The sequence below is a fragment of the Listeria valentina genome, assembly GCF_011800755.1.
GTDB classification, from domain to species: domain Bacteria; phylum Bacillota; class Bacilli; order Lactobacillales; family Listeriaceae; genus Listeria; species Listeria valentina.
Genome location: NZ_JAATJW010000059.1, coordinates 1 through 14,914, shown reverse-complemented (window position 1 = coordinate 14,914; position 14,914 = coordinate 1). Strand labels below are relative to the sequence as shown.

At 41.8% G+C, this 14,914-nt stretch carries 12 protein-coding genes and 1 pseudogene; 11 read left to right on the top strand and 2 right to left on the bottom strand.

Annotation, left to right across the window (positions count from 1 at the left end):
* Positions 1-85 precede the first annotated feature (85 nt).
* The 7 genes and pseudogenes from HCK02_RS11220 to HCK02_RS11190 form a co-directional block, all read left to right on the top strand.
* A complete protein-coding gene (locus HCK02_RS11220; RefSeq protein WP_167630202.1) occupies positions 86-1,609 on the top strand; it encodes a PTS fructose transporter subunit IIC in 1,524 nt (507 codons plus the stop codon).
* Entirely contained in the window at positions 1,590-2,042 is a 453-nt protein-coding gene (locus tag HCK02_RS11215; RefSeq protein WP_167630201.1) for a PTS sugar transporter subunit IIA, read from the top strand. Before HCK02_RS11220 ends, HCK02_RS11215 begins: the two co-directional genes overlap by 20 nt.
* A 12-nt stretch (positions 2,043-2,054) precedes the next feature.
* Positions 2,055-4,667: a glycoside hydrolase family 38 N-terminal domain-containing protein gene (locus HCK02_RS11210; RefSeq protein ID WP_167630200.1), complete on the top strand. Its 2,613-nt coding sequence runs from the start codon at positions 2,055-2,057 to the stop codon at positions 4,665-4,667.
* Between the two features lie 18 nt (positions 4,668-4,685).
* Positions 4,686-5,501 (top strand): MurR/RpiR family transcriptional regulator, encoded by an 816-nt coding sequence (locus tag HCK02_RS11205; RefSeq protein WP_167630199.1) that lies wholly within the window; start codon positions 4,686-4,688, stop codon positions 5,499-5,501.
* Between the two features lie 132 nt (positions 5,502-5,633).
* Positions 5,634-6,968 carry a PTS sugar transporter subunit IIC gene (locus tag HCK02_RS11200; RefSeq protein ID WP_167630198.1) on the top strand — a complete coding sequence of 445 codons (1,335 nt, stop codon included), beginning with the start codon at positions 5,634-5,636 and terminating at the stop codon, positions 6,966-6,968.
* Between the two features lie 259 nt (positions 6,969-7,227).
* On the top strand, positions 7,228-7,830 hold the full coding sequence (locus tag HCK02_RS11195; protein ID WP_167630197.1) for a lytic polysaccharide monooxygenase: 603 nt from the start codon (positions 7,228-7,230) through the stop codon (positions 7,828-7,830).
* A 152-nt stretch (positions 7,831-7,982) separates the two neighbouring features.
* Positions 7,983-8,308: pseudogene (locus tag HCK02_RS11190) on the top strand (transposase); the annotation flags it as partial.
* A gap of 289 nt (positions 8,309-8,597) precedes the next feature.
* On the opposite strand, the gene HCK02_RS11185 reads toward HCK02_RS11190, so the two are convergent.
* Positions 8,598-9,335: an SDR family oxidoreductase gene (locus tag HCK02_RS11185; RefSeq protein WP_167630196.1), complete on the bottom strand. Its 738-nt coding sequence runs from the start codon at positions 9,333-9,335 to the stop codon at positions 8,598-8,600.
* Positions 9,336-9,757: 422 nt separating this feature from the next.
* Here HCK02_RS11185 and HCK02_RS11180 point away from each other — a divergent pair, with 422 nt between their 5' ends.
* Genes HCK02_RS11180 through HCK02_RS11165 form a run of 4 tightly spaced genes read left to right on the top strand, consistent with a single transcriptional unit; the run spans position 9,758 to position 13,282 of the window.
* Positions 9,758-10,201 (top strand): PTS sugar transporter subunit IIA, encoded by a 444-nt coding sequence (locus tag HCK02_RS11180; protein WP_167630195.1) that lies wholly within the window; start codon positions 9,758-9,760, stop codon positions 10,199-10,201.
* 15 nt (positions 10,202-10,216) lie between these two features.
* The gene (locus HCK02_RS11175) at positions 10,217-11,617 is read left to right on the top strand and encodes a PTS fructose transporter subunit IIC (protein ID WP_167630194.1); all 1,401 of its coding nucleotides are present in this window, start codon (positions 10,217-10,219) and stop codon (positions 11,615-11,617) included.
* Entirely contained in the window at positions 11,617-12,477 is an 861-nt protein-coding gene (locus HCK02_RS11170) for a ketose-bisphosphate aldolase (RefSeq protein ID WP_167630193.1), read from the top strand. Before HCK02_RS11175 ends, HCK02_RS11170 begins: the two co-directional genes overlap by 1 nt.
* Positions 12,478-12,511: 34 nt before the next feature.
* Positions 12,512-13,282 (top strand): DeoR/GlpR family DNA-binding transcription regulator, encoded by a 771-nt coding sequence (locus HCK02_RS11165; RefSeq protein ID WP_167630192.1) that lies wholly within the window; start codon positions 12,512-12,514, stop codon positions 13,280-13,282.
* Between the two features lie 223 nt (positions 13,283-13,505).
* Here the strand turns inward: HCK02_RS11165 and HCK02_RS11160 are convergent, their stop codons facing one another.
* Positions 13,506-14,831 (bottom strand): C1 family peptidase, encoded by a 1,326-nt coding sequence (locus HCK02_RS11160; RefSeq protein WP_208970473.1) that lies wholly within the window; start codon positions 14,829-14,831, stop codon positions 13,506-13,508.
* Positions 14,832-14,914: the final 83 nt, after the last annotated feature.

Sequence of the window (14,914 nt, the reverse complement as noted above, 5' to 3'; positions counted from 1 at the left end):
CTTATTCCGTAAGGAAAAGAAATGAAACATTTAGGGAAGATCATTTATCTTTCTAAAATATATTTTACGAGGAGGGAGAAAGACTATGAAAAACATTGTTGCTGTCACGGCTTGCGCAGCAGGAATAGCGCATACATATATGGCTGCGGAATCGCTTGAGAAAACAGCCAAGGAACTAGGGTTTAATATAAAAGTAGAAACAAATGGAGCGATCGGCGCTGAAAATGAATTAACATCAGAAGAAATTGAACAAGCGGATCTCGTAATTATTGCAGCAGATATTCGCGTGGATATGGTGCGCTTTACAGGAAAGAAACTTTATCAAACGAGTTCGATTGCTGCGATTGAAGATGCGGCGGGGCTCATTGACACGGCTGTTCAAAAAGGCAAAATATTCGGGGAAAAAGGGACTAAAGTTGGGAAAGTGCAAATCGGGAATGATAAAGGAAAAACGAATTTCTTTACGCACATTATGAGCGGGATTTCGTACATGGTTCCGATGGTTATTGCGGCAGGTCTTATTTTAACGATCGCCAATTTGTATGCGTTTCAACGTGACGATATGGGGCGGATCGTGGAATGGGACTTCGATACGAAAACGTCGATGGGGCTACTCATGTCGCACTTATTCCAAGTCGGGCAAGTGGGCTTCAAATTGATGATTCCACTTTTTGCGGGCTTTGTCGCTAAATCCATTGCGGATAAACCTGCTATTGCGCCCGCGATGATTGGTGCGTATATCGCAAATGACCCAGAACTACTCGGAACGAAAGCAGGCGGCGGTTTTATTGCAGCGATTATTGTTGCTTTTATTGTTGGTTACATGGTGAAGTTGCTTAAGAAAATTAAGTGGCCTAAAATTGTACAACCAATTGTTCCGATCATGATTATTCCGTTCATTGCTACTTTGATTATTTCATTGATTGTCTTCTACGTGATTGGAGAGCCAATCGCTTTTGGAATGGATAAGATGTATGCAGGGCTCACTTGGTTGAATGACAATTACAGCAGTGCGCCACTACTTATCGGGATGATTTGTGGGGCGATGATTGGCTTCGATCTTGGTGGACCGGTAAATAAAACTGCGCTCGTATTTGCAACGGCGATTTTCACAGATACACTTGCGAAATATGGGGTCAATGATGCGAACTTTGTGCCGCAAACGGCTGTTCAAGCAGCTATTTCAGTTGCTCCACTTGGCGTTTGGGTGGCGACGCGCTTCTTTAAAAACAAATTTTCGAAAGATGAAAAAGTGGCCGCAAGTGCGGCGCTTGGGATGGGACTTGTTGGCGTCACGGAAGGCGCGATTCCCTTTGTGGCAGCAGATCCGATTCGGATGATTATCGCGAATGTTGCAGGGTCAGCGGTTGCTGGTGGACTTGCGGCAGCTTCAGGGGCGCGTTTCTTTGGTGGAATTGGATCGCCGCTTGGAACGTTTATTGGCTACATTGATAATCAGCCGATTCCGTTTTTATCGTGGATTCTTTGTATAACGGCTGGGATTGCGGTTACAGCACTGATTATCGGTTTTTCAAGGAAGCCGGTTCCAGTTGCGCCACCAAATGAGGAAGAACTAAGGAGTGAAGGAAATGAACAACCAAATTTTTAATGAAGCAAATATTATTTTTGATGAAACAGCGACTACACAGGAAGAGGCATTCCAAATTATTGCGAATGTGGCTTATCAAAATGGCTATGTGAAGTCGGCAGCGGATTTTGTTGAGGCTTTGAAATTAAGAGAACAAGAATCGACAACGGGATTTAAGGATGGGATTGCGATTCCACATGGGAAAAGTGAAACGGTTCTAAGGCCGGGTCTCTTACTTGTGAAATATAAGACGCCGATCGAATGGCAGGCGCTTGATCAAAAGTCTGTTCAAGTAGCGCTCGCTCTGACGATTCCTGTAGAAGGTGCAAGTGAGCACTTGAAGATTTTGAGTTTGATTGCGCGGAAGCTGATCGATGACGGTTTTCGCGAGACATTGATTACGGCGAATGATCCCGCAGAACTTGTAAAGTTGATGGATGAAATTGAAGTTTAAGAGGTGAAGGATATGGCGAAAAAGGTGCACGTGATTGCCCACACGCATTGGGATTTTGAATGGTATTTTACGGTGAATGAGTCTTCGGTTCAGTTTGTTTATCACATGGATGAGGTATTTCGCGCGCTTGAAGAGGGAAGGCTTCGTTATTACTTGTTAGACGGGCAGATGAGTATTGTCGATGATTATTTGCGTTTTTGTCCGGAAAATAAGGAGCGACTTGAAGCGTTTGTTCGAGCGGGAAAACTATTTATTGGGCCTTGGTATACGCAAACGGATGAACTGGTGATCAGCGGAGAATCGATTGTACGCAATTTGCAGATCGGGCTAGAACGTGCAGCACAGCTAGGTGGTGCTATGAAGGTGGGCTATCTGCCAGATTCGTTCGGGCAAGGAAAAGATATGCCGAAGATTTATCGTGGGATGGGCATTCACGATGCGGTTTTTTGGCGCGGGGTCCCAAATGAAAAAGTACAGTCGCGTGATTTTATTTGGGCAAGCGAAGACGGTTCGGATGTGACGGTCGCTAATATCAAAGATGGTTATTTTGTTGGCGTCGGTTTAATTGAAAAAGAGGAACCGGAAACGCTTGTTGCGCAAATCTCTAAAGGTGCAGGTACGGATCAGTTACTACTTCCAGTCGGCGGGGACCAGCGCTTTGTTGACTTCAACTTGAAAGACCGGATCACTTCTTACAATGAAAAACTCGCGGATACTGAATTAAGCGAAAGTCACTATGAAGCATATTTTAAAACAATTCACGGGAAGGATTTGCCGAAAGTGACGGGTGAGTTTATTTCAAGCTCTGTTTCGAAGATCCATCGTTCGATTTATTCCTCGCGCTACGATCAAAAATATATGAATGACAAGTTGGAGCGACGACTGGTTTACCAGTTAGAACCGCTTATGGTCATGGCAGAGTCGCTCGGTATTCCATATAAAAAAGAATTGCTACAAGAAATTTGGAAGCTCCTTCTTCGCAATCATGCGCACGATAGTGCTGGGGGGTGTAACAGTGACGCGACCAACCAAATCATCAATGAACGTTTTAAAGAAGCAGATGAACTTTCCTACTCCGCTGTCGATTATTTAACAAGGAAAATCGCCGAATCCCGTAAAATGACGCAGCCCAATGATCTTGTTTTTTACAACACCTTGCCTTATAGTATCCGAAAAACCGCGCGTTTTGAGGTTTCAGTCACGACACCATCCATTCGACTGTGGCAAGAAGGGGAGGAACGGGCTTGTCAGATTTTGAACACGGAGAAGCGCTACCGTGGCGAAATTAAGCGCGATGAGTCACTGTATGACCCCGAAAAATATTATTATGTGCATACGGTATCGGCTGAAATTGAAATCCCGGGACTTAGTTTCGTAACGTGCCAAGTGGAAGAAGTAGCGGAGCAAGCCGAATTTGGACGCACTGCCGGGCATACCATCGAAAACGAGCGCTATTGCTTTACGCTTCAAAATGGGAAAGCAACACTCGTGGATAAAGCATCTGGAGCTGAATATGCCGATTTTCTTTGGCTAGAAGATGGTGGGGACGAAGGCGATACTTATGATTATTCCCCTGCTTATCATGATGACATTTATCGCCTTGATTTTGCAGGTGCTGAAGTAAGTAGCCAAATTGGCGAACTAGAAAACTGTTTATTCGTATCCGGAACCTTTGCGGTTGCGCGTGACTTGGAAGATCGCAAGGCCGGGAAGCGGAGCGCTGAGATTCCTTACCGGATGGAAGTGAGGCTCGCGAAGGATACGGAGCGAATCGAATTTAATTTGAAAATGGATAATCGCGCGCAAGATCACAGAATGCGACTGATCGTCCAAACGGATATCCAAGCGAAGCATTCCTATACTGATACACCATTTGGAACCATTAACCGCCCTGTGATCGATCCACATTTGCATGATTGGAAGGAACTAAACTGGCGCGAGGAGCCGACAGCGATATTCCCGATGCTGCATTATTTGAATTTGCACAATGTGAAAAGTAGCTGGACGTTTCTTGCTAAAGGCATGAAAGAGTATCAAATTGTCGGCGAGAAGTTTAATCAAATGGCTGTAACTTTGTTCAGGAGCGTGGGGTATCTAGGACGGCCCGACTTGATCCGTCGCCCTGGAGACGCATCCGGAAACCAGTATCGCTATGTGGAAACACCAAATAGCCAGCTAGAAAAGGAATTGCACTTTAAATTTGCACTTGTGCTCGATAAAACCTATGATCCAGCCAAAATTATGCGAGATTACCAACATTATGCTGTCAGCCAGCCGTATTACCAAATTCAAAACTTGAATGCCTTCACGACGGCGCTGAAATACTTTGTTTCAAACCCGCTTCCCGAAAAAGTCGAAAAACCGCTAGAATGGCAGCTTTCACCTGAAAAGTTAGTTTTTAGTTCATTTAGCAAAACAGGCAAAGATGGCATTGCGATCCGCTTCTACAACCCAAGCATGACAGAAGAAGTGCCAGAAGAAAAAATTCATTTACCAAGAAAAATGAAGGTGGCGTTCACAAATTTAAACGGCGAAGCCCTCACCGAGAAAATTTTCACAAAAGATGTTTCGCTTGGACACTTTAAACCTGGAGAAATCAAGACGATCGTGGTTTATCCTAACTAAGAAAGTGAGGGAAAAGCTTTGCAAGACAATTTGTTTTTGTTGATTGAGTCGCACCGAATGGACTTTACCGCTGTAGAACAGGTGATTGCGGATTATTTTGTTTCGAAAAAGCCGATTTTGCGAATTGAAGAACTGGCGAAAACCGTTGCTGTTTCGCCTTCTTCGATCACACGCTTTTGCAAGAAACTCAACTTGAATAACTACAAGGAACTGATTTTCCTTTACAATTTATCGCTTGAAGATGATGAAGAAAGTGTGCCTGTCTCATCAAGTGTAACGGCAAGCTACCACGCGCTGGCTACACAAAGTGATACCAATTTTGCAGAAGATGTGATCGAACATTTCTGCAAGGCGATTTATAGCAAGAAAACGATCAATTTTTGGGGAATGGGCTTCAATTCATTTGCTGGTGGGGATTTTCAGTTTAAGTTTTCCCGCCTTGGCAAATTTGTCCGTGTAGCAAGTGACCAGCACACGATTTTGATGACTGCACATTTTGCTGATCCGAGTGATTTAATCATTATTTCGACATTGCGCGGGGAAGATGAGACGCTTTATGAAGCCGCTAAAATCGCGCAGCAAAATGGTGTTGAGATGCTGCTCATTACGGCGAATAAAAAAGCGGAGATCATCCCTTTTGCGACGGAAACGCTTTTTGCAGCTTCTCTTTTAGCGGAAGATACGCTTGGTAATGTTTCGCCGCAAATTCCGATTTTAATTGAACTCGACATGATCTATCGGCAATATCAAAATATGTATCAGTCGACTATTCGGCAATGGGTCATGTCGGAGCAAATTTTAACGGATAAATTCAAAGGTGGGTTTTCAGAATGAAACGTGAGAATTTGGTTCGGTTTCAGCGTACGCAAACTAGGCGTTATTTTTCTTGCTAAAAAAAGATTTTAAGTTGTAAGCGGTGAAATTTTCCATTTAATTCATAAAAAAGGGTAGAAAGGTGAGTAAATAATGAAACTCGATAAGCTACAAAATAATATGATCAAAATTGCCAGCAAAATCGAAGCCAATACCGTTTTACAAGTAATTAAAAATGCCTTTGTTGCCGCGATTCCGTTCACGGTCGTTGGTTCGTTTTCCAACTTGATCAAAATGCAATTAGAAGCTCTTGCCAAGCACCTAAACGCTACAACGGGTATTCTTCCAAAGCTGATTGATTTGTTTGGTTCAATTGGACAGGCTACTCTTGGCATGGTCGCAATCGTCATTGTCCTCGCAGTATCTTACAATTATGCGAAGGAACTCAAGAAAACACATGATAATATGAATGTGATTTTAGTTGTTTTGTTAGCATTCGCGTCTTACATGGTGATGGTTCCAAATCTTGTATCCTCACCAGATATTAAACAAGGTATTGCCGGCTATGCCAATAATTTTTTCAGTTTTGAAGGGATGTTTACAGGTCTTATTACTAGTTTCTTGTCCGTATATCTTTATTCCAAATTAGCTAAAAGCAAGTTTACTATCAAGATGCCAGAAGGAGTTCCACCAAACGTATTTAATTCCTTTTTCTCGCTGATTCCAATTTCCATCGTACTTCTATTATTTGGTATTGTGCGAGTTCTGATTGAGACGCTTGGATACACATCGTTACTTGATTTAATCAACCAAGTGATTATCGCGCCGCTAACCGATGTTGGGACAGGACTTCCAGCGATCATCATTGTCATTATCTTGATGCAAGTTTTATGGTTTTTTGGCTTGCATGGCTTTAACATTGTTTGGGGCGTGGTTTCGGCATTTTGGTTGCCTCTATTTCTTAAAAATGTTTCCGAATTTGCGGAGCATCATGACTTTTCGCAAATCAGTATTGCGCCGAATACCATGACAAATGTCTACGCCATGATTGGTGGCTCCGGAGCCACATTTGGCTTGATTCTTGCCATCCTGTTGTTTACCCCTAAAAATTACAGTGGCCGTTCGGTCGCGAAACTTGGCTTTATTCCAGGCCTGTTTGGCATCAATGAACCGATTATCTTCGGTTTGCCGATCGTGTTAAATCCAATTTTCTTCATCCCGTGGGTGTTCGTACCGGTGATCAACGCGGTGATTGCTTATGTGGTGACCAAAATTGGCTGGGTTGTGCCGCTCGTTGTACTCAATTCAGGAAATGAGCCCATCTTTGTCAGCACATGGATTTTAGGGGCATTCCATTTTAGCCCTGTTGTGCTCACATTGGCGCTAGTCATTTTGGATATTTTCCTTTATTTACCGTTTATCAAAATGAATCAAAAGTTGGATATGAAAGAAGCAGCAAGTGTGAGCGATACCCAAACAGAAAAATAGTCGTGAAGAGCTTAGGGGTCCCCTAGGCTCTTTGTCTGTTATCATACGAAAGGGTGAAAAGTGTCTAGAAATGGACACGCCAATCTATTTTTAATTAGAGAAATATTGCTTTTGTCAATGTCAAAAAATATCATTATACAACCAAAAATGTGATACCGTGTATCTCTTGAGAGTTTGATCGTAAAATTTTATAATGTAATAGGATGGCGGGCTCATCCAGAGTGTAAATAAAAATAGAGAAAAGGATGGGATTAAAAAGATGAAAACAAATTTTTGGAAAATGCTAATGTCTGCGGTTATTTTGTTGTTTGCGTTCGCTGGTTTTGCAAGCGCTGCCAATGCACACGGTTATGTAACAAAACCGGGAAGCCGTGCTTATCTTGGGAGTACTTCATTTACAAATGATACTGGACTTGCCCCATTAAATAAAAACGTTGGCGCGGTGCAGTATGAACCACAAAGCGTTGAAGCGCTTAAAAACACTTTTATTACAGGAAAGCTTGCCAGTGCAGGCATTGCTCGTTTTAGCGAACTTGATGAACAAACAGCAACCAGATGGCATAAAACAGATATCACAACGGGAACATTAACAGTCAACTGGCATTTAACAGCGCAGCACCGGACAACTACATGGGATTATTACATGACAAAATCCAATTGGGATCCGAATGCGCCACTCAACATTCAAAACTTCGAAAAAATTGCAACGATTGATGACGGCGGAAGTCTTCCAGCTAAGGAAGTAGAACAAAAAATCAACATTCCAAGTGATCGAAAAGGTTACAATGTAATTTTAGCAGTTTGGAATATTGCTGATACAAACAATGCGTTCTATCAAGCAATTGACGTTAATGTAAAATAAGCAAGAAATAAAAAATTAAATCTATTTTTATTTGCACGCAAACGTAAGTTGATTTGAGAGCCTAGACTGTAGACAAAGTAGTGAAAAACTTTGTTTACAGTCTTTTTTAGATCTACTTGTGATAGAACTTGTATAAAACTGGAGGAATGAACATGTACCCGAAACATCATGACGAGATCCGTCACCAATCGGTAACCATTTCGATGGACGATTTAGTGCCGGAAGATCATTTGGTCCGAAAAGCAGACTTTGATTTTATTTATCCGTTAGTGGAACACACCTATTCACAAATAGGAAGATCGAGTGTAGAGCCTTTGCTTTAATGAGGCTTGTGCTGATTCAATATCTATTTGGAATTCGTTCCGTGCAGCAAACGATTAAGGAAATCGAAACCAATACAGCTTACCACTGGGTTATAGGTGATGAAATCACGCATTTTTTGACTTTCGGGAAAAATTATGTGCGTCGTTTTGCAGATGCGAAAGAGAACCATGATATGCGTTGCGTTATGCCGCTTATCGCGGTTTGGCGAAAGTGAGCTTAAAAGCCACGCTTACTTTTACAGCCGTGAATCTGAAAAAGCTTGCTTTATGGATATGGGAGAAACCCTGTTTGGCTTCTGCTTTTTCCATTTTTATAGCATAGAAAAAAACGCCAATCCCTCTGCTTTCTCGCGGAGGAATTGGCGTTTTTCGACAGTCTGAGTCATGCAGAAAATCCGCATGACTTTTTTATAGAAATAGATTGGATGATGCGAAAAAGTAAACTTAGGACTGCTTTGCTGGCAAAATGGTAATTTCATTGACGCCAACATCTTTAGGTTGAGATAGCGCATAAAGAACGGACTCAGCAACCGATTTTGGTGAAATGGCAATTTGATAAAAACGATCCCAGTTTGCTCGGTCTTCCTTCGAAGAAATCGTTTCAAGCAGTTCAGTTTGAATCGCACCTGGATATAAAAGCGTAGTTTTTATATTGGTTTGTTCCGCAATCGATTCTTGTCTTAAGCCTTCAACAATCGCTTTAACTGCAAATTTAGTCCCGCAGTAAACTGAATTTCCAGGGAAAACCTTCTTGCCTGCGATAGAACTTGTTACAACCACGTGGCCACTTTTTTGCGCGACAAATTTTGGTAAAACACTAGCGATGCTGTTTAATACTCCCTTTATATTGATGTCAATCATTGCATTCCATTCATCAAGTTTGCGCTCACTAATGCTAGAAGCCGGCATAATTCCAGCGTTAGCAAAAAGGGCATCAATTTTCCCAAAGCGCTTCATCGTTTCTTGGACTAATTGTTCAACTTGAGCAGGTAAGCGAACATCTCCAAGAACATACGCGCAGTTTTCTTCTCCTAGTTCTTTCGTCAGCTGTTTTAACTGTTCTTCCCGTCTTGCAAACAGCATCACCTTAGCGCCATTCGCTACAAGTAGTCGCGCGCTTTCCATCCCAATTCCAGAAGAGGCACCGGTAATAATGATTACTTTGTCTTGAATATTTTCCATTTCGTCTGACACTCCTTATTGTTGGATTTATCTGCATTGTGACGATGCTTCCCATTTGCTTATCAAAGCTTTTCATCGCCGATCCTACAGACAATTTGTGAAACAATGAACTATTTCACAGGTGTATATAGCACGAATTCGTGAAAATAAACGCGTTATACCTGAAAAGTCCATTTTGAGTCGCGAACGATTGATGAAAGCCTTTTCTATGATGATTTTTAAATATTATTTAGTTTTTTCTGTTTACAATGTTTTTGAAATAATAATTCAAATCGATGAACGATTTCGATCAAAAAATGAGCAAAAAACGTAAAAAAATGAGCTTTATGAATATTTAATTCATAGCATTGAATAATTCTGGTCACCATGCTATTCTTAAGACAAACAAGGGAAAGCGCTTACTTTGTTAGGAGGTTCATAGCATGAGTATCATGGAATTATTAAATGAAAATCGTATTATTTTTGATGAAACAATTACGACAAAAGCAGAATTATTTACAAAAGTAGCTGAACGTCTTGAGGCTGAAGGATCCATTTTAAACGGTAAAAAATTTGTGAAAGATCTTTATAAGCGGGAAGCAGAAACTTCAACAGGCATTGAATCTGGATTTGGCATTCCACATGCTAAAAGTAAACAAGTAACGGAACCGTTGATTGTTTTTGTTCATTCCGGGAAAATGACGGATTATTTTGGACTCGATGAATCACCCGTTGAATGGTCTTTTATCATCGCTGTACCGAAAAAAGCTGCAGATACACATTTGGAGATTTTAAGCGAGCTTTCTCGGAAACTAATGGACTCCGTATTTCAAGAAGAGTTGAAAAATACGAAAGATTACAAAAGTGTTAGCGAAGTATTAACTTAAAAGGAGGCGTCTCACATGAAAATTGTCGGTGTAACAGCTTGTCCGACTGGAATTGCACATACTTATATGGCAGCAGAAAAGCTGACAAATACAGCAGAAAATTTGGGTTACCAAATCAAGATCGAAACACAAGGTGCAAAAGTTGAAAATGTTTTAACAGCCGAAGAAATTGAGCAGGCAGATTATGTGATTCTAGCTATTGATAAAGATATTGATTTAAGTCGATTTGCCGGTAAAAAAATCAAGCGTATTTCTACTTCAAAAGCGATCAAAGAAGCAGATCAAGTACTTGAAGAAACATTAGCAGAAAAAGGTCTTATTCAAGCGAAACAAAGTAAAACAGACGGAGAAAAGAACGGAAGTAAGAAAGCAGGAATTTATAACCACTTTATGAATGGCGTTAACTACATGTTGCCATTTGTTATCGCCGGAGGGATCTTGATCGCAATTAGTTTTGCTTTTGGTATTGACGCATCTAATCCCGACTCAAGTAGCTACAATGCGATTGCCGCGGCCTTTTCGAAAATTGGTGGAGATACAGCCTTTGCGTTAATGGTGCCGGCGCTTGCTGCTGGGATTGCAAGTTCGATCGCTGGGCGAGCAGGCTTTGCACCAGGACTTGTTGCCGGAACGCTTGCAACAGCGGGCGGTTCAGGCTTCCTTGGCGGAATGATTGGCGGGATTTTAGCTGGGTATTTAGCTCATTTCTTTGCAAATAAAATCAAAGTAGCGAAATCGATTGCTTCGATTTATCAATTGATTGTCGTTCCACTTGCAAGCATTGCGATTGTGGGCTTCGCGATGGTATTCGTCATTGATACTCCAATTTCTTGGTTGCTTAAGGCACTGACGGGCTGGCTAAATGGACTAGGAGAAACATCTGGCGTGCTATTCGGCTTACTGATTGGCGTGATGATGGCAGCAGATATGGGCGGACCGATTAACAAATCGATTTCAACCTTTTCGATTGGCTTAATGACAGCTGGCGTCAATGCCCCGATTGCGGCGTGTATGGCGGCAGGAATGGTGCCACCACTTGGACTTGCGCTTGCAACGTTATTATTTAAAAACAAATTCACCACAGAGGAAAAAACGGCAGGAAAGTCTTGCTGGGTTTTAGGAGCATCCTATATTACAGAAGGCGCGATCCCGTTTGCCGTAGCCGATCCGCTGAGGGTAATTCCGAGTCTAATGGCAGGATCTGCAACAGCTGCAGCTATTTCGATGGGAGCGGGCGTAACTTCACTTGCTCCACATGGCGGCATTTGGGTGATATTTATCCCAAGCGTCATCAATCATGTTTTTATCTACCTGCTTGCGATTATTTTAGGAAGCATCGTGACAGCAGTGATGGTTGGGCTGCTCAAGCGTCCAGTTAAGCAAGAAAAACCAATAAAACAAGAGGTGAATGTGTAATGTTAATGACCATGAAAGAACTATTAAAAGTGGCAAATGAAAATGAATTTGCTGTTCCTGCCTTCAACATTTGCAGTTACGACATGTTAAAGGCTATCATGGAAGAAGTAGAAGCGAACAATGCCCCTGTCATCTTAGAAATCCATCCAGATGAAATTGCCTATCTAGGAGATGAATTTATTGCAACCGTAAAAGAATATGCACTAAGAAGCCGCGTCCCAGTTGTGATCCACATGGACCATGGCGGAACGATTCAAGACGTGATGCGAGCCATCCGAAACGGTTATACCTCCGTTATGATCGACGCTTCAAGAGCGCCTTACGAAGAAAATATGGCGCTAACTAAAGAAGTTGTGAAGCTTGCACATAAAGTGGGTGTTTCCGTAGAAGCTGAGCTCGGAACGATTGGGAATAATGGCTCGGCAGAAGGTGGAGCGGATTCTATTATTTATACAGACCCCGATCAAGCTGAAGATTTCGTGAAAGAGACGGGGATTGATACGCTTGCAGTTGCGATTGGAACAGCTCATGGCCTTTATCCAAAAGATAAAAAACCAGAGCTTAACATCGAACTTTTAAAAACGTTGCATGAGCGCTTAGATATCCCATTTGTTTTACACGGAGGATCTGGGAATCCCGATGCGGAAGTGAGTGAATCTGTTCATTATGGCGTCGGGAAAGTTAATTTAAGTTCAGATTTAAAGAGCGTCTTTTTTGCAGAAATTCATCGGATGCTGAATGAAAACCCGGGAATGTACGAACCGAACCAAGTTTATCCGGCAGCGAACGAAAAAGTAAAAGAAGCCGTGCGCCATAAACTTAAAATTTTAAACACGATCGGGCAAAGCAAGCACTATTAACTTTAGGCAAGAAAACGAGTAAGAGGTGAAGGCGATGTTAAGTGTTGCAGAAGAAAGGCAGCAGCAGATTGTCAATTATTTAAAAGTGGAGCAATTTGCTCGGATTCAAGATTTGATTAAGCTCGTCAATTACAGCGAAGCAACCGTAAAACGTGATCTAGTTCATTTGGAAAATAAAGGACTGGTGAGGCGAACAAGAGGCGGCGCCATGATTATCGACAATCAGAAGATTGATATTCCGTACTTGATGAAAATGAACGAACTCAATAATGAAGAAAACAAAAAATACATTGCAGAAGTAGCAAAATCACTTATCCGTGATGATATGGTTATTTTTCTTGATTCCAGTTCAACTTCGCTTTATCTGGTAGGAGTACTCAGTCGATTTGAAGGGCTTCAAATCATCACGAATGGTGTGATGACAGCCTCAATGCTATCCGAATTCACAAGTGCGCGCGTCAGTATTTTAGGCGGTTCGATTTTGCCGAAACGTTACACAGTTAACGGGGCTAAAGCTTATAATGACGCCTTAACTTACAATGCGGACATCGCTTTTGTTTCTTGCCGTGGGATTGATTTTGACAAAGGCGCGACAGAAACGCACGAAGGCGAAGCGCTGATCAAACAGGCATACCGCAGGCAATCCAACTTACTCGTTTTACTTGCGACACAAGAAAAAATGAATCACAAATTTATGCACCAAAGTCTCGCTTGCCATGACATTGATTATTTGATTACCGATTTTAAGCTAGATGAAGAAACCGAAGCACGATTTAATGCGCATCATATTACTTGTATGTATTAAAAATGGTTTAGCATATACTTGAATAAAAAGAACACGCTGAACGAATGAACCGATCTTTAAAAGTTAGTTTTCTGACTCAACTTTTTGGTTCACTCCAAGGCAGCGTGTTCTTTTTTATTCATATGGTTGGATGAGTTGCTATAGTCTATGAAAAGAGCTTTCCCAAAGATGATAGATCCCTCTTTGGAAAAGCTTTTTTCATTCGGAACAGCTAGTGAACCACTTATTCAAACACAGCAAGCGAACCCATTGGATCCCATGGCTTGAGTTGGATGGGTTCCTCTGCAAAAGCTTGCACGAGTTCATCCGACAAGAATTTTTTGTTGATAACCACTTGGAAGGTGAATTCGTCCATCCACGCGTCACTGGCAACAAAATAGCCGTTTGCGCCCACTTTTTCGCCCCAGCTGTTTTCGATTTTCCAGCGGTCAACTTTTCCGTCTTTTTCATTAAAACCCGTTAATACCATTGCGTGCGTCAACATGCTTTCCTTGTAGTCCAGCCGCTCCGCTTTCGACATTCCCAAATGAAGCGAAAAAGCCGTTTCAAAATCGAAAATGGCTGGATCCATAACCCCGTTTTTTCGTTCGGAACTTTGACCAACATCACAGCCAAACCAAACCGTTTCTCCAGATGAAATTTGTTTTTTCGCTAAGCTTTTAAGCGTTTCACTAGCCACATTTAGATATTTGATGGGACGACCGTCTGTCACATTTCCCAAAAATTCAACCGTAAATGTGCGGTTGAAAGGCTTATCTTTAGTTGGCGCATTAATCACCGGAACATAGTCAGCTAGCGGGATGCCGACATATTTTTGATAAAAAGCTTGCGGCGTTAATCCTAAATCTTGATGGAAAACGTCGTCCTTATCGCGATATTCAAAATCAAATGTTTTAGGCGGTTCCCCAAGCGAGAACACGAGGATGCGGTAAATCTCGCCAAGAACTTCTTCCTTGAGCGACGAAATTTCCTCTGGCGCAATTTTGCGAATCTTCACAGCTGCTGCACGAAGACGTGCGTTTAAGAGTTCATTTAAATCGCGAGAAGAAGAACTTTGAAACGTTTCCGGCATAGCGCTCTTTGGTACAACCCCATATTTTTCAATGAGCGATACGATCATATCCCATTGCCCGCCATCTTGTTGCGGCGTTTCAAGCAGAAATGAGACCGTGCGACTATCTACATCTTCATCCCGAGTCGCAATGATATTTTCGAGAAAATAATTTGCTTTTTCAAACTTATCCCAAAAATTCGTGTAGTTCTGTGAAAGCTCGAAATCTTGAATTCCAAGCGCTCCATTCATGTGATGGCGAAACGTATTTAAGGCAGCAAACATCCAACAGCGGCCGCTTTGCTTTTGATTCGTTACCTTGTCAGTTTTGACTTCGTTTGAAAAAACAGGCTGCAATTTCCGGACAACCTCCGCATTTTCAGTTGCCGACTTGATCCCACTTTTCATGATGGCATCCTGTACAATTTGATTTGTGGGATTTTCCTTCACACGTTTAGAAAAATCTGCGATCAGTTTTTCATCGATGTTTTTACTCATAAACATTCCCTCCTCGTAAAATATATTTTAGAAAGATAAATGATCTTCCCTAAATGTTTCATTTCTTTTCCTTACGGAATAAG